This is a genomic window from Plantibacter sp. ME-Dv--P-095 (assembly GCF_030209365.1).
GTDB lineage: Bacteria > Actinomycetota > Actinomycetes > Actinomycetales > Microbacteriaceae > Plantibacter.
The window spans coordinates 321,410-343,771 of sequence record NZ_JARVSB010000009.1 but is presented as its reverse complement, the minus strand read 5'-3'; the positions used below and the strand labels follow the sequence as shown (position 1 = coordinate 343,771).

Here is a 22,362-nt window from a genome sequence, read left to right as displayed (position 1 = left end):
GCGAGGCCGTCGTGCTGCTGACGCGCCGGATCCGCCTGCCAGGGGCCCGGTGCGGGATCCAAGACCTGGCACATCGAGGGGGAGGCTGACCGTGCAGACCGACACGAAGGGGAGATCGGGCGGCATCGCGCAGCTGTTCCGTCGCCGCGACACCCGCTTCTGGGAGCGCGCCGTGGCCGTCCTCCTCATGGTCGCCAGCGCCGTGCTCGTCGGCGTCCACGTCCCGAAGCACATCGCGGTCTCGCCGATCGACGAGTACATGTACATCGACTACGTCGCGAAGGTGTCGTCGCAGGGGGTCGTGCGGACCGGGGAGGGGGTCAGCGAGTTCGCCCGCGCCTACCTCGCCTGTCACAACGTCCGGAACGTCGGCGGTTGGCCCGAGACGCACTGCAATCCGCAGAGCATCGCCGACCCGAACGGGTTCCCCAATCGCGGCATCACGAGCGCTGACATCTACACCCCGGCGTACTTCGCGATCACCCGGGTGCTCGCGCAGCCGTTCGTGATGGCGGGCGTGGACCTCGTGAGCGCGGCACGACTCACCGGGATGTTCTGGTTGGCCCTCGCGGCCGTGGCGCTGTTCTTCGCGCTCCGCCGCCTGCTGATCCCGATGATGTTGAGCGCCTCGCTGTCGCTCCTCATGGTGGGCTCGTCCGCGGCGTTCTGGTCCAACACCTTCATCAGCACCGATGCGCCGGCGATGGCGGCGGGTGCCGTCGCCCTGCTGCTGGCGCTCCGCACCGCGGAGCACCGGACCGCGGTCTGGTGGCTCGCCGGGGCCGCCGTCCTCGCCGCGCTGCTGAAGCTGCAGCTCCTGTTGCCGTTCGCCGCGGTCGCCGTGTTCTTCATGCTGCAGCGCCTCAGCGCCGTGCGCGGCCGCCCGCGACCGGTGAGCAGCTTCTTCAGGGACCGACTGGTGCTCATCACCGTCGGCGGAGTCCTCGCGGCGGTCGTCGCGCAGTTCGTCTGGATGGTCGTCCGATCCTCGATCGCCGTCGGGGACGCCGGGGCCCTCGTCGCGTCGGCGAGCTTCACGCCCTCGGCGCTGGCCGACGAACTGTTCCGTTTCATCCCCGCCCTCGCCGAGGGCGCCCTCGACCCGGCCTCCACCGGGGGTGGGGCGATCATCCCGGTCGGGGTGCTGACGCTGCTGGTCGCCGGCGGTCTGATCGGCCTCTGGGGCTCGTCGCGGGGGCTGTCCACGGAGAGCAACCTCGCGGTGTCGACCATCCTCGTCGCGACGGTCTCCGCGCCGGTCCTCGCCGTGGTGTCAGCGGTGCTGACCGGCCAGTACATCGCGCTCGTCCCCCGCTACGGCCTGTCGCTCCTGCCGTTCGCACTCGCCTGCGCCGGGCTGCTGTTCACAGAGCGTCGCGCGATGCGGATCCCCTTCCTGGTGGTCGCCGTCCTCTGCTACTGCCTGGTCCTCACGATCCCGCAGTGAGCCGACCCGCCGAGCGTGGACGGTCAGCGGGGTGGGTCGAGGCGTGACGGCCGGGCGAGGCCACGTCGCGCGCGATCGAGACCCTCGAGCCGTTCGATCTCCGCCGTCTCCTGCCGTTCGGCGGGGGTGACGAGGAGGTCGTCGCGGGAGATGCTCGCCCCGGCGGAGCGGATGAAGAGTCGCCGCAGGACCAGCACGGTGAGTGCGGACCCGATCGCGTAGATGAGGGCGAGCGACTTCCACCCGAACGGTGGCTCCCACCCGTCGTTGAAGAACATCTCCGAGAGGCTCCCGTTCGCGCCGACGATGTAGCGCCGGAGCACCATCACGAAGGCCAACAGGTGCCCGATGAAGAGGAAGGCGTATCCGCCGGTCACGAAGTGACGGACGCGTCCGTCCGCCCCGAGACCGGCGTCGTCGAGCGCGAGGCCGGCCACGATCAGCAGGCAGAGCAGCATCGCGAGCGTGTACCGTCCCTGCCAGATGAAGCCGTACTGGGCGTAGACGCCCAGCTGGGTCAGCCCGGGGATGAGCACGGTCACCGCGAGGAGGACCCACAGGGCCCACTTCGTGCTGCGTCGTCCCCAGAGGAAGGCGACCGCGAGGATGAGGACGATCCCGGTCGTCCAAGCGGCCAGGGTGAGCGACGGTGAGCTCGTGTCGACCCATCCGAAGAAGCCGATCATCCCGAACATGAAGTCGAACGTCTGCAGTTCGGTGAAGAAGAACACGAACGCGAGACTGACGGGGCTCACGGCGCTGGCCGGTGACGGAGCAGCGAGCGTCGGCGGGGTGAGGTACCAGAGGACCGTCACGCCGCCGACGAGGGCGATGGCCACGATGAGCACCCAGGCGGTCGGAGACCGGAGGACCCGGAGCACCTGTTCGCGCCGGCCGAGGAGCAGGGCGACGACCGCGATAACCAACAGCCAGAGCAGGGAGATGCTCCGCGTCGTCAGGAGTGCCGACGCGGCGACCAGGGCGAGTCCCGCCTGCTCCACCAGTCGACGCCCACGCAGCGATCCCCGGAAGGTGGCGAGCAGGGTGGCGAAGAGGGCACCGGCCGACGCCACCTCGAGACCGTTCGGATTGATCGATCCGGCGAGGTACACGACCATCGGCGTGATGCCGACGACAGCCCCGACGACAGCCCACCGGAAGCGGGGGAGCAGGGTCAGCTGCATGAACATGACGGCGAGCGAGGCGGCACAGAGCAGGGCGCTCACCATCCGCATGCCGTAGAACGCGGCGTCGCCGTCGAGCAACAGCGACGGCCATCCCACGAGGGCGTAGAAGGCGGGACTGTTGAGGCCGGCGGACGACCCGGTCTGCACGAGGGTCTGATCGGTGTCCCGGAGCGGGGTCTGGCAGTCCGCGGTCACCTCGGCGTCGAACGCGAAGCACAGGAGGTCGTGGGCGTTGGCGATGTTCTCGGGCACCGTCGCAGCGGTGAGGGTCGGGTTCTTCGACCACGGGACGGCGACGACCTCGCCCCTGGCGACCGCGGCGGCGCGGATGGCGTGCGAGGGCTCGTCCGGGACCGAGCCGATGGGGGAGGCGAGAGCCCACAGCGCCATCGGCAGCAGGAGGGCGACGAAGGCGACGAGGAAGGTCAGCCAGCGCCGACGTTGCCACGAGGTCTCGGTCGACTCGAGATCGGTCGGGGCCTGGAAGGTCGGGGCCATTGCGGTCGTTCCTATCGGTGGCGTGTGAGCATGCTGCGACTCATCGGGCCGAGTCGAGACCGCTCGCAATCCTACCGGGGGCGCCGCCCGGACCCGCTGACGACGGGCCGTTGTTCGCCGCAGCAGGAGGGCTGCCGGGGTATTCTGGCCTGCAGGCCGCGGATCGTGCGCCCGCGCCCGCCTGGGCGGCTCCGACCGAATGGATGGCATGACTTCGACGACGAACGTCCCGTTCGATCAGCCGGGGCGCCGCAGCGACCGCCGTGGCTTCCTGCGCGGCGACCGCGTCTCCCTCTCGGAAGGGCTGAACGGGCATCGGAACGCCCTGGGCGTCCTCCGCCTGATCCTCGCGTCGATGGTCATCTTCTCCCACGCGTTCCCCACCGGCGGATGGGGAGAGGACCCGTCGAAGGGATGGACCAACGGGCAGGAGACCATCGGCGGATTCGCCGTCATCGGCTTCTTCGCGATCAGCGGTTACCTCATCGCGAAGAGCGGTGCTTCGGCGGACATCCTGCAGTTCCTCTGGCGCCGGGGCCTGAGGATCTTCCCCGCGTTCTGGGCGGTCCTCTGCGTCGGCGCATTGATCGTCGGACCCATCGCGTGGCGGATGTCCGGCAACGGCCTCCGCGACTACATCGGCTCTGGTCCGATCATGTACATCTTCCAGAACGCCGACCTCAGCATCCGCCAGTGGGGTGTGTACGACGTGTTCCAGACGACGACCCCGTACGGCCGGACGGTCGGGTACAGCGTCTTCAACGGCTCGCTGTGGACGCTCGCGCTCGAATGGGGCTGCTACCTGCTCGTCGCCGCACTCCTCGTCCTCGGTGTGCTCCGACACCGGCGGTGGGTCGTGCCCGCGCTCGCCGGTGCGTTCTGGGTCCTGTCGATCGTCAACAGTCTGGCACCGCAGATCGTCGGGATGGTCGCCCCGGCGCTCGCCGATCCGAACAAGATCAAGCTGACGCTCGTGTTCCTCATCGGGGCGTCGTTCGCCGTCTACTCCAAGCGGATCCCCCTCAACGACCTGCTCGGCGTCGCCGCGGGCGTCGTGGTCGTCGTGACCCTGCTGACCGTCGGTTGGGTGCAGATCGGGTACCCCGCGTTCGCCTACTTCGTGCTCTGGCTCGCCGCCCGACTCCCGAAGCGGGTGCAGTGGATCGGCGCCAAGAACGACTACTCCTACGGGATGTACGTCTACGGCTTCCTCGTGCAGCAGTTCACGGCGTTCCTCGGGTGGAACACACTCGGGTACTGGCCGTGGGTCGGCCTCACCATCCTCGTCACCGCGGGGTGCGCCTGGTTGAGCTGGCACGGGATCGAGAAGCGGGCCATGGCCCTGAAGGACTGGGGTCCCGGTCGGGGGATCGGCTGGCTCGCCCCACGAGGCGGGTCCGCGGCCGTCGAGCCCGGCCCGGGTCGTCCAGTAGCATCGAATGTCGAATCGCCTACAGCTAAGGACACCACGTCGTGACTGCTTCAACCCTCGGAACCGTCCTGGTGACGGGAGGCGCCGGCTTCATCGGCTGCGCGCTCTCGCACAAGCTGGCTGCGGCCGCCGACCGCTGGGTCGTCATCGACAAGCTCCACCCGCAGGTCCACCCGAGCGCCGAGCGCCCGGCCGACCTCCACGAGGCCGCGGAGCTCGTCGTCGGCGACGTCACCGACGCCGCCGCCTGGGACGCGCTGCTCGCGGACGTCGCCCCCGACGTGATCGTGCACCTCGCCGCCGAGACCGGCACGGCGCAGTCGCTCCACGCGGCCACGAGCCACGCCCACGCGAACGTCGTCGGCACCACGGAGATGCTCGACGCCCTCGGGCGTGCCGGGCAGGTGCCCGCGCACTTCGTCCTGTCCTCCAGTCGTGCCGTGTACGGCGAAGGCCAGTGGCAGCGGACGGACGGCACCGTCTTCGAGCCCGGCCAGCGGACGCACGCCCAGTTCGAGCGTGGCGAGTGGGACTTCCCGGAGGCGACCCCGCTGCCCAGCCGGGCTGCGGTCACCATGCCTGCCCCGACGAGCGTCTACGGGGCGACCAAGCTCGCACAGGAGCACATCCTCGCCGCGTGGACCGCCGCGCACGACGCGAAGCTCACCATCCTCCGGCTGCAGAACGTCTACGGTCCGGGGCAGTCGCTCATCAACTCCTACACGGGCATCGTGTCGCTGTTCTCGCAGCTGGCGATGGACGGTGGAACGATCCAGGTGTACGAGGACGGCCGGATCGTCCGCGACTTCGTGTTCATCGACGACATCGCCGAGTCGTTCCGCGCCGTCATCACGGCCGGACCCTCCGCCGACGTGTCCCGCTTCGACATCGGCTCCGGTGTCGGCACCACCATCCTCGAACTCGCGCAGGCGATCGCGGCGTACCACGGCGCACCGGCACCGGTGGTCAACGGCATGTACCGCGACGGCGACGTCCGACACGCCGAGTGCAGCATCGAGGACTCGCTCGCAGGCCTCGACTGGGCTCCCGCGTGGGACGTCACGCGCGGGGTCGCCGCCCTCCAGGAGTGGATCGCCGCCGAGCGTGGCTCCGACGTCCGGGGATAACGGCTTGCCCGAGGAGGTCGCGCGCCGACGACCGAACGGCGCCGTCCTGATCCTGCTGGCGACCGCGATCGGCGGCGGTGCGGGGTACGTGCTCCAGGTCCTGACCGGTGTCGCCCTCGGCACGGCGGCCTACGCCTCCTTCGCCGTCTTCTGGTCGGCGCTCTACCTGCTGGTGAGCGCGCTGTCCGGCGTGCAGCAGGAGGTCGCCCGCGCAGCGCACCCGCTCGACCCCGCCGCCGACGTGACAGGCCGTCGTGCCCCCGTCGTCCGCGACTTCACCGTGATCGCCGCCGCGCTCGTCGCCGTGGTGCTGGCAGCGTCGGCCTGGATCTGGGTGGGGGCGGTCTTCCCGACGAACGGCTGGTCGCTCGTCCTGCCGCTCATCGTCGGCGTCTCGGCCTACCTCGTCGTCGCGGCCGTCTCCGGCGTCCTGTACGGACTGTCGTTCTGGGCCGCTGCGGCCGCCATGACCATCGTCGACGGCCTGCTGCGGTTCGGGATCGTCGGCCTCATGCTGCTCGTGACCTCGGACACCGCGGTGCTGGCCTGGGGCGTGGCTGCACCGTTCGTCATCACTCCGGTCGTGGTCTGGATCGCCGTCCGGCGCGGAGTGGTCGGCCGCTTCGGGATCGACGTGGGGCCGCGGGAGCTCGGCTGGAACGTCCTCCGAACGGTGGTGGCCGCCGCTGCGACCGGGGTCATGGTCAGCGGCCTGCCCCTGATGATCCAGGCGACGGGGGACACGGTGTCCGCCGACGCGTTCGGCTCCCTCACCTACGCCATCACGCTCACCAGGGCACCCGTCGTGATCGTGGTGCTGGCGTTGCAGAGCTACCTCGTCGTGGTCTTCCGATCGCATGCGGCCGCCGTCCTCGGCTGGGTCGCCCGCCTGTCCGCCCTGGTGGTGGTGGGGGCCGGTCTCCTCGCCCTGCTCGCCTGGTGGCTCGGGCCCTGGGCGCTGTCCGTCCTGTTCGGCCGACCGGACGTCCTCGCGGGCGGTACGATCGCGCTCCTCGTCGCCACGGCCGGGCTCGTGGGCGTCCTCTGCGTCACCGGAGCGGCCACCCTGTCGCGCGCCCAGCACGGTGCCTTCACCGGTGGGTGGATCGTGGCGGCGGTCGTGACCGTCGGGGTGCTCCTCCTCCCGATCGGCTTGCACGAGCGCACGATCCTGGCACTCACCGTCGGTCCCTCGGCCGGCCTGTTGGTCCAGGGTGCCGCGCTGCTCGGTCGCCGTCCGACCGTCGCGCAGCCGGAGTCGCCGGAGCGCCCGCCGCGCTCGTGAGCGCCTGACCGGCCTCGGCCCGGATCAGCCCCGGCCGTCGGTCGGTGCGTCGCCGCCGCGGAACTCGGCGAGCCGCTGTTCGAGCGCCCGGATCCGGAGGTCCTGCAGGGCACTCTCCTCGGCGAGCGTCCTGCTGCGGTTCTCGAGGGTGGTGAGCTCCGAGCTGTGCTGGATGCTCACGAGGAAGAGGATGAGGATGCTCACGAAGAAGACGAGGTTCGTCGGGATCTCCACGCCGATGACCCCGGCAGCCCAGACGAGGACCTGCGGGAACACCCCGATGATGAGGGCGAGGAGTCCGGCGATCAGCCACCAGATCGCGTGCCGCTCGCGGAGTTGGCGTCGCCGCAGCATCTCGATGACGAGACCGAGGGTGAAGAGCGCGGCGACGATGCCGAGGAGGTAGGTGCCGAGGGGGATCACGCGGTCACCACCCCGTCGTGCAGCGCGACGGGCGGTCGGATCAGCGCGAAGACGAGCGCGAGTCCGGCGCGGGCGAGATAGCGCGCGGCCTTGAAGGGATTGTGCGACGGGGTTCCGCCGGCGCGTGGGCGCATCGCGACGGGCACCTGTCGGATGACGCAGCCCGAGCGCGCGGCGATGACGAGGGACTCGATCGTGTCGCCGAGGTATTCGGCCGGGTAGTGCTCGGCGAAGAGCCGGACGGCTCGTGGGCCGGTCGCCCGGAATCCGCTCGTCGTGTCGGTGAGTTTCGTCCTGGCCACACCGCTGAGGACGCCGGACAGCACGACCATCGCCCATCGGCGCGGGCCGCGCACGGCGTAGTCGCCCTCCCCGGCGAAGCGGGCACCGAGCACGAGGTCGGCGCTCTGGAGCTCCTCCACCAGCCGGACCACGCCGGAGGGGTCGTGCTGGCCGTCGGAATCGACCTGGACGACGTTCCGGTACCCGTGGGCAAGGGCGTACTTGAAACCGGCGCGCATGGCCCCACCGACACCGAGGTTGAAGGGCAGCTCGGCGACGATCGCACCGGCGGCCCTGGCTTCCGCCGTCGTCGCGTCGGTCGAGCCGTCGTTGACGACCAGCACGGCGACGCCGGGCAGCTTCGCGTGGACCTCGCGGACCACGGCGGCGACCGAGGCCTCCTCGTTGAGCGCGGGCATGACGATGAGGGTGCCGTCGAGGGAGATCGTCATGTGCGGAATCCTAGCAATCGGAGGGTGCGGCGTCCGGGAGGTGGGGCCGCGTCAGACGCGCGCGAACACGTGCTCGAGGAGCGCGCGGCGTCCACTCGCGTTGCGGGCACGGAGGGCGGCGGGCAGTTCGCTGAGGGCGTTGGCGCGGGAGGTCCAGTGGTTGGCGGCAGCTCGGGCGGCGCGGTTCCAGCCCCTGGCCGAGAGGTCTCGTCTTGCCTCGCCGAAGAGGGTCCGCTCCTGCCGGAACTTCGACCCGTCGGGGCCGGTGACGGCGGACACGCTCTGCGAGTGCCGACGGTAGGAGAAGCAGACCTCGTCGTCGAGGACGAGGCTGCCGCCGTCCTTCGTGATCTCGAGGAGCATGGCGAGGTCCTGCACGACGTCGAGGTCGAGCCGGAACTCGTGCTTCCGGAGCGCCTCGACCCGCCAGACGAGCGAGGGGAAGTACGTCCAGTTCCCGCGCAGCAGGCTCGTCGCGAGCGGCTCGCCCCGGTATTCACGGGCACCGGTGCCGGAGAAGCGGTACATCGCCTTGATCCGATCGGCCAGCGGCGTGGAGGGCCCACCGTGCTCGTCGATGACGGCCACCCCCGGCTGGATGATCGACGCGTCGGGGAAGGCCGCGATGAGCTCGCGCACACGGCGGACGTAGTTCGGCTGCATCACGTCGTCGCACCCCATGATGACGGAGAACTCACCGGTCATCAGGGAGACGCACTTGCGGTAGTTCTTCGACGGTCGGAGGTTCACCTCGTTGCGCAGGTAGGTGATGCGCGGATCGCCGAGGGCGACGGCCCATTCACCGGGCGCGAGGTCCGGGTAGACGTCGTCGACGATCGTCAGCGTCCAGTCGGGGTCGGACTGCGCGAGGACGCTCTCCACCGCCGACCGGAAGTGGTCGAAGCGGCCGTAGAAGGGCATCATGATGTCGAGCGTCACTCCGGTAAGCTAGCAACGATTCTCGGGCAGTGCGGAATTCTTCGACGATCTCCCGGCCCGAACAGACGCATCGATCCAGAGCGGAACCCCATGACTGAGACCCCCGTGAAGAAAGCCGTCATCACCGGTATCACCGGCCAGGACGGCAGCTACCTCGCCGAGCTGCTGCTCGCGAAGGGCTACGAGGTGCACGGCTTCGTGCGCCGTGCGTCGACCTTCAACACGGGTCGCATCGACCACATCTACGACCCCGAGGCGACCCACGACGGTTCGCCCCGCCTGCAGCTGCACTTCGCCGACCTGGCCGACGGCTCACGCCTCGCCACCCTCCTGGCGGAGATCCAGCCGGACGAGGTCTACAACCTCGCCGCCCAGTCGCACGTGCGGGTGAGCTTCGACGAGCCCGAGTACACCGGCGACACGACCGGCATCGGCACCGTGCGTCTGCTCGAGGCCATCCGACAGGTCGGCCTGCACTGCCGCTTCTACCAGGCGTCGAGCTCGGAGATGTTCGGGGCGACCCCGCCGCCGCAGAACGAGGAGACGCCGTTCTACCCGCGCTCGCCCTACGGCGTCGCGAAGGTCTACTCGTACTGGATCACGCGCAACTACCGCGAGGCCTACGGCATGTTCGCCGTCAACGGCATCCTCTTCAACCACGAGTCGCCCCGCCGCGGCGGGACCTTCGTGACCCGGAAGATCACGCGCGCCGCCGCACGGATCGCCGCCGGCCAGCAGGACTTCCTCTACATGGGCAATCTCGACGCCGTCCGCGACTGGGGATACGCGCCGGACTACGTCGAGGGCATGTGGCGGATGCTGCAGGCGGACGAGCCGGCCGACTTCGTGCTCGCCACGAACACGGCGTACACGGTCAAGGACTTCCTGCAGTTCTCCTTCGAACGCCTCGACCTCGACTGGGAGAAGTACGTCAAGTTCGACGAGCGCTACCTCCGACCCACCGAGGTCGACGCCCTGATCGGCGACTACGCCAAGGCGGAGTCGATCCTCGGATGGACCCCGAAGGTGCTGCCGCCTCGCCTCGCCCAGATCATGGTCGACTCCGACGTCGCCGAGCTCGCCGCGTCCGGCAAGCCGTACATCGACACCGCGGAGGTCTAGGCGCGGTGCGCGTCCTCCTCACCGGTGGCGCCGGCATGCTCGGCTCGAGCATCGCCGAGGTTTGGCCGACGCTCCGCCCGGACGACGAGCTCGTCGTGGCGACCCGTGCGGACGCCGACCTCACGGACCGGGCGGCGGTCGCGGCGCTCATCGAGCGGACGAGACCGGACGCGATCGTGCACACGGCGGCCAAGGTCGCCGGCATCCAGGCGAAGCTCCAGCGCCCCACCGACTTCCTCCTCGACAACCTGCTGATCGACACCTCGGTCATCAGTGGCGCCATCGCCGCGGGTGTCCCTGAACTGCTGTACGTGTCGAGTGCCGCCATCTACCCGGAGGGACTGCCGCAGCCGATCGGCGAGGATGCGCTCCTCCGCGGCACCCTCGAGGGCGCCAACGAGGGCTACGCGCTCGCGAAGATCGCCGGAACGAAGCTGTGCGAGTACGCGAGTCGTCAGTACGGTTTCGCCTATCGGGCCGCTGTGCCGAGCAATCTGTACGGTCCGGGCGACGACTACACGCACGGGCAGGCGCATCTCATCGCGGCCGCCCTCGGCAAGGTCCACGCCGCCGTCACGAGCGGCAGCGACGAGGTCGAGGTGTGGGGCGACGGCACCGCCCGTCGCGAGTTCACCTACACGCCGGACCTCGCCGCCTGGCTCGTCGGCCAACTCGGTTCACTCGCCGCATGGCCGGTCACGCTGAACCTCGGGCCCGGCGTCGACCACAGCATCACCGAGTACTACGAGGCCGCCGGCCGCGCGGCCGGGTTCACGGGCCGGTTCCGCTACGACGCCTCCAAGCCCTCCGGCGTGCATCAGCGCCTCCTCGACTCGGCCGCGGCCCGCGCGCTCGACTGGAACCCCACCACCCCGCTCGCAGCCGGCGTCGCCGCGAGCTACCACGCCTATCTCGAAGCTCAGGAGCCCCAGACATCATGACCGACGACACCTTCGACTCCGGTTTCCCCCTCGCCACCTCCTCCTGGGACGCGGCCGAGTACGCCGCCATCCAGCGCGTCGTCGACAGCGGGCGCTTCACGATGGGGCCGCTCGTCGCCCAGTTCGAGCGCGACTTCGCCAGTGCCTTCGGCGCCGGGTTCGGTGTCATGGTCAACTCCGGATCGAGCGCGAACCTCCTCGCGATCGCCGCCGCCGTCCTCGACGAGCGCGTCGACCTCCAGGCCGGCGACGAGGTGCTCGTCCCCGCGGTGTCGTGGGCCACGACCTACTACCCGCTCCAGCAGTACGGGCTCATCCCGAGCTTCGTCGACATCGACGTCGACACGCTCAACATGGACCTCAGCCTCGCCGAAGCGTCGATCACCCCGCGCACCAAGGCCATCTTCGCGGTCAACCTGCTCGGCAACCCCAACGACTTCGCCGCGCTCACGGCACTCGCCGAGCGACACGGGCTGCTGCTCATCGAGGACAACTGCGAATCCCTCGGCGCGAAGGACGACGGCCGCTTCGCCGGCACCGTCGGTTCGATGGGGACGTTCAGCGCCTTCTTCTCCCACCACATCTCCACGATGGAGGGCGGGATGATCCTGACCGACGACGAGGCCACGGCGCAGATGCTCATCTCCCTCCGCGCCCACGGCTGGACGCGTGGTCTCCCCGAGCACAACGCGGTCCACGACAAGTCCGGCGACGAGTGGGACGACCTCTTCCGCTTCGTCCTGCCCGGGTACAACGTCCGTCCACTGGAGATGTCGGGTGCCATCGGGATCGAGCAGATCCAGAAGGTCCCGTCGCTCATCGCGGGCCGCCGTGAGAACGCCGCGTACTGGACGGAGCGGTTCGCCGACCTCGACTCCGTGCGCATCCAGCGGGAGCAGGGCGAGAGCAGCTGGTTCGGCTTCTCCCTCGTCCTCGAGGGGTCCCTCGCCGGTCGCCGTTCGGAACTCGTGCGGGCCTTCGCGGCAGCGGGGATCGAGTCGCGTCCCATCGTCGCCGGGAACTTCACGAAGAACCCGGTCATGAAGTACCTCGACGCCAAGGTGCCCGCCGAGCTCCCCGCGGCGGACAAGATCCACGACGACGGACTCTTCGTGGGCAACCACCACTTCCCGGTCCACGCGGGTATCGACCGCGTGTACGACACGGTGGCCAAACTCTCCTAGGCTGGGTCTGCGCGGTCGTCCCACCGGTCCGCAGCAGCTTCCGTTCCACCGTCCACCTCTTCCCCCGACCGACGAGGACTGTGCACCGTGACCCAGCCGATCGACGCGCCCACGAACGACATCCTGAGCCTTCCCGAGGCGGCCGCGCGGCTGCTCTCCGTGAAAGCGGTGCTGTTCGATCTCGACGGCGTCATCACCCCGACCGCCGAGATCCACATGCACGCGTGGGCGAAGCTCTTCTCCGCGGAGCTCGCCGCGCGCGGGATCGCCGAGCCCTACACGGACGCCGACTACTTCCAGTACATCGACGGCAAGCCGCGCTACGACGGGGTGCGGGCGATGCTCGCCTCCCGCGGCATCGTGCTCCCGGAGGGGTCGCCGACGGACGCTCCGGAGCTCGAGACCGTCTGCGGCCTCGGCAACCGGAAGAACTCGGTGTTCACGGCCGTCCTCGAGGAGGACGGGATCGCCCCCTATCCCGGGTCCGTCGCCTTCCTCGACGCCGTCGAGCGCGCGGGGCTCCAGGTGGCGGTCGTGTCCAGTTCCAAGAACGCGGAGGTCGTGCTCCGGGCTGCCGGGTTGCGCGACCGCTTCGGGGTGGTCATGGACGGCGTCGTCGCCGCGCACGAGGGGATCGCGGGGAAGCCTGCGCCCGACACCTACGTCGAGGCCGGTCGTCTCCTCGGGTGCTCGCCCGCCGAATGCGTCGTCGTCGAGGACGCGCACTCCGGCGTCCAGGCCGGTCGCAGCGGCGACTTCGGGCTCGTGCTCGGGGTCGACCGCGGGATCGGACATCAGGCCCTGATCGACGCCGGTGCGGACGTCGTGGTCGACGACCTCGACGAGCTCGTCGCCCCGCTGCTGGCGGCCGCATCGACCACACCCCAGACCCCCACGGCCCCCCACGACCCCTCCGAGGACCAGGTATGAACCACATCACCAGCGACCCGCTCGACCGCCACCGGTTCCCGCTCGACGACTGGGCGCTCGTCGAGACGCACGTCGACGCGGACGACGAGGGCACGACCGAGACCCTGTTCGCGCTCGGCAATGGCTACCTCGGCTTCCGCGGCAACGTCGAGGAGGGCCGCGACGGCCACGTCCACGGCACGTTCATCAACGGATTCCACGAGACCTGGCCGATCCGCCACGCGGAGGAGGCGTTCGGCTTCGCCCGCGTCGGTCAGACGATCGTCAACGCGCCCGACACGAAGGTCGTCCGCCTCTACGTCGACGACGAGCCGCTGATCCTGAACGACGCCGACCTCCTGAGCTTCGAACGCCGCCTCGACTTCAAGACGGGTGTCCTCAGCCGTGAACTCGAGTGGCGGACGCCCTCCGGCAAGCGGGTGCACATCCGTTCCCGGCGCATGGTCTCCTTCACGGACCGCCACCTCGCGGTCCTCGACTACGAGGTCACGCTCCTCGACGCCGACGCCTCACTCGTGCTCTCCAGCCAGATCATCAACCGGCAGGACCGCCAGGACGACTACCTCACGAACGCCCCGGAGCCCGGCATGGGCGACCCGCGCAAGGCCGAATCCCTCACCGAGCGTGTGCTCCAGCCTCGGTACAAGCTCATCGACGGCCCGCGTGCGATGCTCGGCTACCAGACGACGAACTCCGGCATGACGATCGTCGCGGGTGCCGACCACACCATCGAGACCGACAACGAGTACGAGGTCTCGACGCACATCGAGGCCGACCTCGCGAAGCACGTCTACACGATCCGCGGCCGCGCCGGTGTCCCGACGAAGCTCACGAAGATCATCAGCTACCACACCTCGAACGCCGTCCCGCCGAAGGAGCTCGCCGACCGCTGCGCACGCACGCTCGACCGCTCGGGCGAGAACGGCATCGAGTCCGCCATCCGCAACCAGGAGCTCTGGCTCGAGGACTTCTGGGCGCGCTCGGACGTCGAGGTCCACGGGCAGCCGGCCGTCCAGCAGGCGACCCGGTGGAACCTCTTCCAGCTGGCTCAGGCGACCGCACGCACCGACGGTGGCGGCGTCGCGGCCAAGGGCGTCTCCGGCTCGGGATACGGCGGCCACTACTTCTGGGACACCGAGATCTACGTCCTCCCGTTCCTCAGCTACACCGCACCGCTCGTGGCCAGGAACGCCCTGCGGTTCCGCCAGAACATGTTGGACGCCGCCCGCTCCCGCGCCACCGAGCTCAACCAGCACGGCGCGCTGTTCCCCTGGCGGACGATCAACGGGCTCGAGTCGTCCGCGTACTACGCCGCCGGTACGGCGCAGTACCACATCGACGCCGACATCTCCTATGCCCTTCGGCAGTACGTCGCGGCGACCGGCGACGAGGACTTCCTCGCCAGGGGCGCCGTCGACATCTTCGTCGAGACGGCGCGCATGTGGGCCGACCTCGGCTTCTGGCGGGCCAACGGCAAGGACTCGTTCCACATCTACGGGGTCACGGGCCCGGACGAGTACACGACGGTGGTGAACGACAACCTCTACACGAACGTGATGGCGCGGTCGAACCTGCTGTCGGCGGTCGAAGCCGTCGAGCGCCTGCGGGCCGACGACCCGGCGTCCTTCGGTCGCCTCGTCTCGCGGCTGTCGCTGGACGACGCCGAGATCGCCGAGTGGCAGCGCGCCGCCGAGCACATGCACATCCCGTTCGACAAGCGGCTCGGCATCCACCCGCAGGACGCCCAGTTCCTCGAGAAGGAACTGTGGGACCTCGACCACACGCCGCCGGAGCACCTGCCGCTGCTGCTGCACTTCCACCCGCTCGTCATCTACCGGTTCCAGGTGCTCAAGCAGGCGGACGTGGTGCTGGCGCTGCTCCTGCAGGGCGACCACTTCACCGACGAGGAGAAGCTCGCCGACTTCGACTACTACGACCCGCTGACCACGGGCGACTCGACCCTGTCGGCGGTCGTGCAGTCGATCATCGCCGCGGAGGTCGGGTATCAGCGACTCGCGCTGAAGTACTTCTGGTCGGCGCTCTTCGTCGACCTCGCGAACCTGCACCGCAACACCCCGGACGGCGTGCACGTCGCGTCGACCGGTGGCGTGTGGAGTGCACTCGTGCTGGGCTTCGCCGGCATGCGCGACCACGGCGGCGTCATCTCGTTCTCGCCGCGGCTCCCGGTGGACTGGCAGGGGATCACCTTCCGCCTCACCGTCAAGGAGACGCGGGTGCGGATCTCCGTCCGTCGCACCGAGATGCGCTTCACCGTCGAGGAGGGCGACTCCGCGTCGTTCGTCGTCGCCGGCGGCGACGTCCTCGTCGAGGCCGGCACCACGGTGACGGTCCCGCTCGACAACCAGGGCCCGCACCTCGTCGGCGAGCCGAGCGCCAGCGACATCGAGGGCAGCCGTCGCGCCGACGGATCGCTCATCACCGTGTCGATGCCGACGATCGCGCTCGGCCCCGCGGACACCGAGTCCATCCCGATCATCCAGCCGCAGTCCGAGTAACCGATGACCGGCTCGGTGGACGACCGCTTCGGCGGGTCCGTCCGCCGGGCCGGTCGCGGCGTTACGCCCGGAGTGCCGCGCGGAAGGTCTCCAGGGTCTCGGTGGCGGTGCGCTCCCAGGAGAACCGCTTCGCCTGCTCGAGTCCGGCCTCGGCCAGCCGCTGCATCTCGTCGGGCCGGGTCACCGCGGTGCGCATGACGCCGGCGATGCTGTCGAGGGAGTTCGGGTCGAGGTAGAGCGCGGCGTCGCCGCAGACCTCGTGGTAGACGGGGATGTCGCTCATCATCACCGGGAGACCGACCATCATCGACTCGAGCGCCGGAAGACTGAACCCGTCGACGAACGAGGGCATCGCCATGATCGTCGCGCGCCGGTAGAGCTCGCCGAGCTCCTCGCTCGTGAGCCAGCCCCGCAGCTCGACCCAGTCCTGCATGCCGGTCTCCTCCACGACGGCCTGCAAGGGGTCCTCCCCGTGGCTTCCGGTGATCACGAGGTGCGGGCGTTCGTGTTCGGCGAGGAGCGGCAGCGCGCGGATCAGGCTCGCCCAGTTCTTGTGCGGGCGTCGGTTGCCCGTCGCGAGGACGTAGGGGCGTTCCTGGTCGGGCTCGCGGTCGCCGTCGATGGTGGGCATCGTGCCGGCGAGCGGCACCAGGTCGATACGCTCCCGGGGCACGCGGAGGTACTTCTCGATCTCCGCGCGGGACACCTCGCTGATGGTGAGGACCCGGGTGGCGTTCCTCGAGGTGAGCCGTTCCATGACCTTGACCGGGGCGGTGTACAGCGGCGTGGTCATGAGTTCGGGATTGCTCCAGTAGAGCATGTCGTGCATGGTGACGACCGACGGCATCGACGACCGGGCGGGGCCGAGCGTCGCGGGGGAGTGCATGAGGTCCGCGCCGTGTCGTCGTGCCTGGCGGGCCACCTGGAACAGTTCGCCGAACGCCCAGACGAAGCGGTTCTCCCCGCTGATGCCCGTGTCCACCATCTCGCCGGGGAACCAGGAGTGGTCGAGCCGGTAGCCCTCCGAGCTGATGAGCCCCACGAACTCGAATTCGCTCCCCTGCCGACCGATCTCGCGGTACAGCTCGCGGGCGTAGGTCTCCATACCGCCCTTCGTGCCGGTGTAGGACAGGAGGTCGACGGCTACGCGGGGCATAAGGCACGAGGATAGCAGCGGGACGAGCGGGATAGGCTGGTGGGCGGTCCGGTGAGCGGTGAGGAGCGGGTCCATGCCACAAGCGCCAGTCGACGAGCGGGTCTCCGTGGCGCTCTGCACCTACAACGGCGAGGCGTACCTCGCGGAACAACTGGCCGGCATCACCGCGCAGACGGTGCTCCCACGCGAGATCGTGGTCAGCGACGACGGGTCGACCGACGGGACGCCCGCGATCGTCGAGCGGTTCGCCGCGGTGTCGCCGATCCCCGTCAGATTCCTGCGGAACCCTGAGGCGCTCGGCGTCACGCGGAACTTCGAGGGCGCCATCCGGGCGACCGTCGGTGAGCTCGTGGTCCTCTCCGATCAGGACGACGTCTGGCGGGCCGACCGGGTCGAGCGGGCGCTCGCGGCCTTCGACGCCCGCCCGGAACTCCAGCTGGTGTGCTCCGACGCCCGGCTCGTCGGTGCGGACGGGTCGCCGCTCGGGACGACGCTCTTCGCGTCGCTGTCCATCGGTTCCGAGGAGCGGCAGCGCATCCGCTCCGGCGATGCGTTCGACGTCCTCCTCCGGCGCAACCTCGTGACCGGCGCGACGGTGATGTTCCGTCGGGAGGTCTTCGACGCGGCGGCTCCGTTCCCGTCGCCCTGGGTCCACGACGAGTGGCTGGCCATCGTCGCCGCGTCGCGGGGTCCGATCGAACTGCTGGACGAGCCGCTCGTCGACTACCGCCAGCACGGCGCGAATCAGATCGGTGTCGTCGAGCCGACGCTGCGGTACAAGGTCTCGCGTCTCCTGCAACCCGGGCGGCAGCGGAACCGCGACATCGCGGATCGCATGGTCGGCCTCGCCGCCTGGCTCGCCACCGCAGGGGGATCAGCGCCGCTCGCCGATCCGGGGGCCGTCGGGGCGAAGGCCGCCTTCGAAGGCTTCCGTGCCGATCTGCCGTCGGCCAGGTGGCGACGGATCCTGCCCGTGCTGCTCCGCGCGCCACGCGGCGAGTACCAGCGGTACGCGAGTCAGGGCGTGTTGGACATCGCGCGCGACCTGCTCCAGCCTGCCTGAGTGCGGCGCCTCCGGGTGGCTGTCGGCCTCGTCGTCAGGCGCCCGTGAGCAGCAGGAGGGCAGCACCGACGAGCACCACACCGAGGGCGAGGAGACCGCCTCGCCACGGAGCCCGGTGGCGCGCGGCGACGAGGAGGAGGCCCATCACGACGAGCTCTCGAGCGTTCACGAGCCACGCCGCGAGTTCGAGGTCGTGCACGGCGACGACGCCGATGGGCAGCGACAGCAGTACGCCGATCGCCTTGATCGGACTCGCCCAGCGCATCCGGCTCTCCGCCTGGAGGATGGCCGTGACCGTCCACGCGACCACGGACGGGGCGACCGCCAACGCGAGGACGGGGACGAGGGCGAGGGCCGGATCCCAGGCTTCGGCGAGGAACGGGGCGACGAGGAGCTGTGCGCCGACCGTCGTCAGGACCGCCGCCAGGACGGATACGGCGAGGGAGCGGCGGAGCGAGCGCTCGGCGAGCCCGACGAGCTCGGAACCGCGTCCGCTGCGCGCCGCCCCGACGAGGACCGGACGGATGACGTTGATCGTGGCCAGTGCCGCGGCGTCGCCCACGCTGCGCGACAGGGACATGGCGAAGGCGTACTGTCCCAGCCTGGCGTCGCCCGCCAACGCGCCGATCGAGACGCGGTCGGTCTGCCCCTGGCCCCAACCGAGGAGCGCGAACAGTGCGGTGTGCAGGTAGTCGCGGAACACGGTCGTGGTCGCTGTGCCCGGCCTGGCGTCGTCGGTCCCGGTGGGCGCAGCGCGTGCAGCGTGCCGACGGTTGAGGAGGGCGAACCCGGCCTCGGCGAGCGTGGCCTGGATCGCGCTCGCGAGCAGGGACTGCGTCATCACCAGGATCGGCACGCTGCAGAGGAGTGAAGCGGTCGACGACCAGGCCTGGGAGGACGCGATGCGCTTCCACCGTCCGGCCCGTTGCAGCCGGACCAGCGCGTCGAGACCGATCGCCGAACAGCTCGGCACGAGGACGAAGGGCGTCAGCGCGATCGCCTGCCATCGGTCGGGGCCGGTCTGGGTCAGGGACAGGGCGACGACGGTCGCGGCCAGGAGCCCACCGCCGACCCCGGCGGACCACCCGCGGAATCGTCGGACGAAGCGGTCCCCGCCCTCGGTTCCGGCGTGCACGACGGCGGTCTGCCGCGCGGCCGTGTCGCCGACGGTCTGCACGAGGGTGAGTGCCAGGACCATCCAGGCGTACATGCCGACGACGGACGGCGCGACGATCGCCGCCAGGACGAGCATGATCAGTGCAGAGGCCACCCGGGGGAGGATGCGCTCGAGGATGGACCAGGCGAGGTGGATCATCGCCGGCTCACAGGTAGAGCGTCCGGCTGTGCAGACTCTCCGCGACCCGGCCGGCTCGGGAGGCCAGACGCTCGACGGCTCGTCGTCGCCGGAGGCTCGACGGTGTGCTCGTGAGGAGCAGGAGGACACCGGAGCCGACGGCGGCGGGCAGTGACCACCAGCGTGATCGTGGCATGCCCGCGGAGCGGTGGCTCGCGTACAGCCGCACGTTCGCGCGGCCATAGGCGAAGAACTGTTTCGCGACCGAGCGGAGCTCGCCACGGAGGGCGTAGTCGACGACCGCGTCCGGAACGGCCACCGTCTCCGCACCGAGCCGCGCCGCCCGCCAGAAGAAGTCGGTCTCATCGCCGCCACCGGCGAACGACTCGTCGAACCCGCCCACCAGCTCGTACACCCGCCGGGTGAATCCGCAATTGGCTCCGATGGGCCAGGGGATGTCCCACAGGGCGCGGTAGACGCCCGAGTCGTGTGCGACCAGTCGTCCGTCCGGGAGGCGTCGGTCGACCGCCCCGCCCACGCACTCGGCACCGGCGGTGAGGGCCCGGGCATGTGCGGCGAGCCACCCGGGCCGGACGACGTCGTCCGCGTCGCAGAGCAGCACCGCCCACCCGCGTGATGCCGCGACGCCGGTGTTCCTGGCGTGGTTGATGCCCGGCCGGCCACCGGCGTCGACGAGTCGGATGCGGGCGTCGCGGTGACGGTAGTCCCGGACGAGCGCCGCCGTCGAGTCGGTCGAGCCGTTGTCTGCGACGACGACCTCGAACACCTCGTCGCTCTCCTGAGCGAGGAGGGCGTCGAGCTGCGCGCCGAGCGTCTGGGCGCCGTTCCGGCAGGGGATGACGATGGACAACACGATGGGCTCCGATCGGGATGGATACTCGTATGCTAGTATTCTAATGTCTTATTCACAAGTTTGAGCGGGGAGCACAAATGTTGAGAAAGCCACTCGGGCTGATCGTCGGGTCCGCCGAGGTGGTCGTCCTACGACTGGCCTCCGGCGTTCCCAATAACGCCGTCCGTCTGGCGGCACTGCGGTCCTGGGGTGCGGTGATCGGTGCCGGATGCGCGATCCACCACGGACTCCAGGTTCGGGGTGCCCGTCGCCTCTCGCTCGGAGCCGACTGCTTCATCGCGGAGGACGTCACGCTCGATGCCCGCGGTGGGCTCACCGTGGGCTCCCACGTGAGCATCAACAGCGGCGCGCAGATCTGGACCGCCCAGCACGACAGTGCCTCGCCGGTGTTCGCATACGAGTCGGCTCCGGTGCGCATCGGTGACCGAGCGTGGATCAACGCGCGGTCCATCATCCTGCCCGGTGTGTCCATCGGTGAGGGCGCGGTCGTCGCCGCCGGTGCGGTCGTCACGAAGGACGTACCGGCCTGGACCATGGTGGGCGGGGTGCCGGCGAAGCCCCTCGCCGATCGTCCTCGCGTCGACGCCTATCGCCTCGACGCCCGTCGGAACAAGGTCTGGTGGTGGTGACCACCCCGCGCGTCGGCCGCGCGGCGTGGTGATCCGCCGTCGTCAGAGGTACCACGTCCTCGATCGCAGGCTCTCCGTGAGCCGCCCGGCGCGGGAGGCGAGGCGCTCGACGCTGCGGCGCCGACGAGCGCTCCGAGGTCCTGAGGTGACCAGCCCTGCGACCGCCACGACGATGACGATCGGGAGTTCCCAGCCGATCGACCGCGGCATGCCCCGAGCGCGATGCCGGAGGAACAGTCGCACCGTGCCCCTGCCGTAGCCGAAGAACTGGCGTGCGACGCTCCCGAGGCCGTCGCGGAGGCGGTACTCCACGAGGGCGCCGGGTGCGGCTGTCGTCAGATGGCCCGCCTCGGCGGCCCGCCAGAAGAAGTCCGTCTCGTCGCCGCCTCCGCGCAGCGTCTCGTCGAATCCGCCGATGTGGTCGAACACGGACCGCCGGAACCCGCAATTCGCTCCCGGTGGCCAGGGATGGAAGTCGTGCACCGTACTGACTGCCTCGGACCGCCCGACGATCGTGCCGTCCGGCAGGGTTCGAACGAGCGGTCCTCCGGTGCAGTCGGCTCCGGCTTCGAACGCCCGGGCGTGGGCGTCGAGCCAGCCGGGTTGCACGACGTCGTCGGCGTCGCACAGGAGGACGACGGACCCGTGGGACGCGCGGACACCGATGTTCCGGGCGTGATTGATGCCCGGGCGAAGGCCTGCCTCGACGAGGTGGACGCGTGCGTCGCGATCCCGGTATCGCCGCACGAGTTCCGCGGTGTCGTCGGTCGAGCCGTTGTCGGCGACGATGACCTCGATGTCGGAGGCGTGCCGCTGTGCGAGCAGGGCGTCGAGTTGGTGGGCGAGGGTGTCTGCACCGTTACGGCAGGGGATGACGATCGAGTACACGGGCCTCCGGGGGACTGGGCGGGGACCCAACTCTTCCATCTGGACCGGATGAATACAAGATGAGATATATCTCTCAGACGGATGATGTGCCGAAGCGCCGATAGCCCTCGGGGACGGAGAAGCGATCGATGACGGTCGCCGATGGCCCGGCGACGAGCGAGCCGGCGGGCACGGATCGCGTCACGACGGCACCTGCTCCGATGACCGCCCCGCGGCCGATGGTGACGCCGCTCAGGATCGTCGCGCCGGCGGCGATCCACACGTCGTCCTCGATGACGACCGGGTCCGTCTTCGTGGCCTGGCCGGGTCGGACGGGGTGGAATCCGGTGTCGTAGATGCGGACGCCGTCCCCGATCGCCACGCGGTCGCCGATCCGGACGGAGTGCTCCGCGTGGATCACCGTCCCCTGGTTGATGAAGACGCGGTCTCCGAGGATCAGTTCTCCGGCCGGTCCCGTGGACAGCGCCGACCGCGCGGTGACCGAGCGCATCTTGAGTCGACGTCCGGCGCGGAACGTTCCGATGATGCGAAGGGACGGGGCGCGACCTTCGAAGATCGCGAGCGTCGGCATCGTCCCGGCCAGCAGCCAGAGGAGGAGCGCTGCACGGAGGAGCCCCGCACCGTTGGCGGCGAGCTGCCGGGTGCTTGCGGCGAGGCGGCGGAACGGTGCGGGCACGAGGCTCCCCTTGGGTG

General features: G+C 70.0%; 20 protein-coding genes. 11 read left to right on the top strand and 9 right to left on the bottom strand.

From position 1 onward, the window contains the following. Positions 1 to 91: 91 nt before the first annotated feature. On the top strand, positions 92 to 1,447 hold the full coding sequence (locus QRN26_RS13740; protein WP_285037222.1) for a hypothetical protein: 1,356 nt from the start codon (positions 92 to 94) through the stop codon (positions 1,445 to 1,447). 23 nt (positions 1,448 to 1,470) lie between these two features. On the opposite strand, the gene QRN26_RS13735 is transcribed toward QRN26_RS13740, so the two are convergent. Then, the gene (locus QRN26_RS13735; RefSeq protein ID WP_285037221.1) at positions 1,471 to 3,132 is read right to left on the bottom strand and encodes a DUF2142 domain-containing protein; all 1,662 of its coding nucleotides are present in this window, start codon (positions 3,130 to 3,132) and stop codon (positions 1,471 to 1,473) included. A 208-nt stretch (positions 3,133 to 3,340) separates the two neighbouring features. Between QRN26_RS13735 and QRN26_RS13730 the strand changes: the two genes are divergently transcribed. From QRN26_RS13730 to QRN26_RS13720, 3 genes are read left to right on the top strand one after another with little or no spacing between them, the layout of a single operon-like run. Then, a complete protein-coding gene (locus tag QRN26_RS13730) occupies positions 3,341 to 4,609 on the top strand; it encodes an acyltransferase family protein (RefSeq protein WP_285037220.1) in 1,269 nt (422 codons plus the stop codon). Continuing rightward, positions 4,606 to 5,691 carry an NAD-dependent epimerase/dehydratase family protein gene (locus QRN26_RS13725; RefSeq protein WP_056012771.1) on the top strand — a complete coding sequence of 362 codons (1,086 nt, stop codon included), beginning with the start codon at positions 4,606 to 4,608 and terminating at the stop codon, positions 5,689 to 5,691. Before QRN26_RS13730 ends, QRN26_RS13725 begins: the two co-directional genes overlap by 4 nt. A 4-nt stretch (positions 5,692 to 5,695) precedes the next feature. Then, on the top strand, positions 5,696 to 6,976 hold the full coding sequence (locus tag QRN26_RS13720) for a hypothetical protein (protein ID WP_285037219.1): 1,281 nt from the start codon (positions 5,696 to 5,698) through the stop codon (positions 6,974 to 6,976). Positions 6,977 to 7,000: 24 nt separating this feature from the next. On the opposite strand, the gene QRN26_RS13715 is transcribed toward QRN26_RS13720, so the two are convergent. The 3 genes from QRN26_RS13715 to QRN26_RS13705 are packed head-to-tail and all read right to left on the bottom strand — an operon-like array spanning position 7,001 to position 9,072. Further along, positions 7,001 to 7,399, bottom strand: coding sequence for a DUF2304 domain-containing protein (locus QRN26_RS13715; RefSeq protein ID WP_285037218.1), 399 nt, complete (start codon positions 7,397 to 7,399; stop codon positions 7,001 to 7,003). Continuing rightward, positions 7,396 to 8,133 carry a glycosyltransferase family 2 protein gene (locus tag QRN26_RS13710; RefSeq protein ID WP_056012766.1) on the bottom strand — a complete coding sequence of 246 codons (738 nt, stop codon included), beginning with the start codon at positions 8,131 to 8,133 and terminating at the stop codon, positions 7,396 to 7,398. Before QRN26_RS13710 ends, QRN26_RS13715 begins: the two co-directional genes overlap by 4 nt. A 51-nt stretch (positions 8,134 to 8,184) precedes the next feature. Next, positions 8,185 to 9,072, bottom strand: coding sequence for a glycosyltransferase family 2 protein (locus QRN26_RS13705; protein ID WP_285037217.1), 888 nt, complete (start codon positions 9,070 to 9,072; stop codon positions 8,185 to 8,187). Positions 9,073 to 9,162: 90 nt separating this feature from the next. Between QRN26_RS13705 and gmd the strand changes: the two genes are divergently transcribed. The 5 genes from gmd (at position 9,163) to QRN26_RS13680 (ending at position 15,765) form a co-directional block, all read left to right on the top strand. Further along, on the top strand, positions 9,163 to 10,194 hold the full coding sequence (gene gmd, locus QRN26_RS13700; protein WP_056781665.1) for a GDP-mannose 4,6-dehydratase: 1,032 nt from the start codon (positions 9,163 to 9,165) through the stop codon (positions 10,192 to 10,194). A gap of 5 nt (positions 10,195 to 10,199) precedes the next feature. Further along, complete coding sequence (locus tag QRN26_RS13695; protein WP_285037216.1) at positions 10,200 to 11,135, top strand: NAD-dependent epimerase/dehydratase family protein; 936 nt, start codon at positions 10,200 to 10,202, stop codon at positions 11,133 to 11,135. After that, positions 11,132 to 12,319 carry a DegT/DnrJ/EryC1/StrS family aminotransferase gene (locus tag QRN26_RS13690; protein WP_285037214.1) on the top strand — a complete coding sequence of 396 codons (1,188 nt, stop codon included), beginning with the start codon at positions 11,132 to 11,134 and terminating at the stop codon, positions 12,317 to 12,319. Before QRN26_RS13695 ends, QRN26_RS13690 begins: the two co-directional genes overlap by 4 nt. Positions 12,320 to 12,406: 87 nt before the next feature. Continuing rightward, positions 12,407 to 13,249 (top strand): HAD family hydrolase, encoded by an 843-nt coding sequence (locus tag QRN26_RS13685; RefSeq protein WP_502927551.1) that lies wholly within the window; start codon positions 12,407 to 12,409, stop codon positions 13,247 to 13,249. Beyond that, positions 13,246 to 15,765, top strand: a complete 2,520-nt coding sequence (locus QRN26_RS13680; protein WP_285037213.1) for a glycoside hydrolase family 65 protein — start codon at positions 13,246 to 13,248, stop codon at positions 15,763 to 15,765. Before QRN26_RS13685 ends, QRN26_RS13680 begins: the two co-directional genes overlap by 4 nt. 61 nt (positions 15,766 to 15,826) lie before the next feature. Here the strand turns inward: QRN26_RS13680 and QRN26_RS13675 are convergent, their stop codons facing one another. Continuing rightward, the gene (locus QRN26_RS13675; RefSeq protein WP_285037212.1) at positions 15,827 to 16,921 is read right to left on the bottom strand and encodes a glycosyltransferase family 4 protein; all 1,095 of its coding nucleotides are present in this window, start codon (positions 16,919 to 16,921) and stop codon (positions 15,827 to 15,829) included. 73 nt (positions 16,922 to 16,994) lie between these two features. Between QRN26_RS13675 and QRN26_RS13670 the strand changes: the two genes are divergently transcribed. After that, on the top strand, positions 16,995 to 17,984 hold the full coding sequence (locus tag QRN26_RS13670; protein ID WP_285037211.1) for a glycosyltransferase family 2 protein: 990 nt from the start codon (positions 16,995 to 16,997) through the stop codon (positions 17,982 to 17,984). Positions 17,985 to 18,018: 34 nt separating this feature from the next. Here QRN26_RS13670 and QRN26_RS13665 read toward each other — a convergent pair whose 3' ends face one another. Both QRN26_RS13665 and QRN26_RS13660 read right to left on the bottom strand, forming a co-directional pair. Next, complete coding sequence (locus QRN26_RS13665; RefSeq protein WP_285037210.1) at positions 18,019 to 19,299, bottom strand: lipopolysaccharide biosynthesis protein; 1,281 nt, start codon at positions 19,297 to 19,299, stop codon at positions 18,019 to 18,021. A gap of 7 nt (positions 19,300 to 19,306) precedes the next feature. Next, positions 19,307 to 20,152 (bottom strand): glycosyltransferase family 2 protein, encoded by an 846-nt coding sequence (locus QRN26_RS13660; RefSeq protein ID WP_285037209.1) that lies wholly within the window; start codon positions 20,150 to 20,152, stop codon positions 19,307 to 19,309. 77 nt (positions 20,153 to 20,229) lie between these two features. On the opposite strand from QRN26_RS13660, the gene QRN26_RS13655 reads away from it, so the two are divergent. Then, positions 20,230 to 20,781, top strand: coding sequence for an acyltransferase (locus QRN26_RS13655; RefSeq protein WP_285037208.1), 552 nt, complete (start codon positions 20,230 to 20,232; stop codon positions 20,779 to 20,781). Positions 20,782 to 20,823: 42 nt separating this feature from the next. On the opposite strand, the gene QRN26_RS13650 is transcribed toward QRN26_RS13655, so the two are convergent. Together QRN26_RS13650 and QRN26_RS13645 are read right to left on the bottom strand one after the other, a co-directional pair. Next, complete coding sequence (locus tag QRN26_RS13650; RefSeq protein WP_285037207.1) at positions 20,824 to 21,669, bottom strand: glycosyltransferase family 2 protein; 846 nt, start codon at positions 21,667 to 21,669, stop codon at positions 20,824 to 20,826. A gap of 73 nt (positions 21,670 to 21,742) precedes the next feature. Continuing rightward, positions 21,743 to 22,345: an acyltransferase gene (locus QRN26_RS13645; RefSeq protein ID WP_285037206.1), complete on the bottom strand. Its 603-nt coding sequence runs from the start codon at positions 22,343 to 22,345 to the stop codon at positions 21,743 to 21,745. Between the last annotated feature and the right edge of the window lie 17 nt (positions 22,346 to 22,362).